Origin of the sequence: Streptomyces sp. MBT65 (genome assembly GCF_016612545.1) — a bacterium.
GTDB lineage: Bacteria > Actinomycetota > Actinomycetes > Streptomycetales > Streptomycetaceae > Streptomyces.
This window is the reverse complement of sequence record NZ_JAENRY010000698.1, coordinates 1-754: the sequence shown is the minus strand read 5'-3', so window position 1 is coordinate 754 and position 754 is coordinate 1. Positions and strand designations below refer to the sequence as shown.

General features: G+C 73.5%; 1 protein-coding gene and 1 pseudogene. Both read right to left on the bottom strand.

Annotated elements, in window-relative coordinates; all coding sequences use genetic code 11:
* Positions 1 to 254: pseudogene (locus JHN63_RS51660) on the bottom strand (hypothetical protein); the annotation flags it as partial.
* 66 nt (positions 255 to 320) lie between these two features.
* On the bottom strand, positions 321 to 754 hold a 434-nt coding region (locus JHN63_RS51655; RefSeq protein ID WP_200692025.1), incomplete at its 5' end, for a hypothetical protein.

Genomic DNA, 754 nt, shown 5'->3' with positions numbered 1-754 from the left:
AGGCAGTTGCCGTCGCCGGGGGTCAGGACGGCTCGGCCCGTGGGGGCCACGTAGGGAGACAGCGGGGCGGGCGGGGTCGTGCCGGGCTGCGCCGTCTTGGCCTTGCTCTTGCCGGTGCTCGTGCTCGTGGTCTTGCCGGTGACCGGCTTCTTCCCCTTGCCGGTCTTGTCTGTTTTGCCGCCGCTGGTACCGGACTTGGGCGGCCCGCTCTTCTTCGGCTGCTGTTTCTTGGGGGCCGGGGTCGGTGTGGACACGGCGGGCGCCGGAGTGTGGGTCTGCCCGCCGGCCGGGAGGGAGGCGGTCGGGCCGTCGGGGTTGGGCTAGCGGGGCGGGGTGGTGGCGAAGGTGGTACGCAGGGACTGTTCGGGGGTCGGGGCGCTGTCGTGGACGTCGCTGGACAGACCCGGCAGCGCGGCGGTGGCCGACACCTGGTCGGCCGCGGCCTGTATCTGCGCGGTGACGGCGGCGACGACCCGCCCGTTGCGCCGCGTGACCTCCTTCTCGGCCTCGGTCACGCGGCCCTGGGCGATGGTCTCCTGGCGCCTGGCGTCCCGCAGGTTCCGCTCCTGGAGGAGCACGTCCGCCGCGTCCTGCCGGGCCTCCTCCACGGCCTCCTCGTGCTTCCCCTCCTCCTCGCGGATACGGGTCGGGCCCACCTCGACGATGTGCTCCGCCCGGTCCAACTCGGTCCGTTCGGCCGTGAGTTGGGTGGTGGCCTGGCGGATCGCGTCGTTCGCGTCGGCGATCGCCGGGA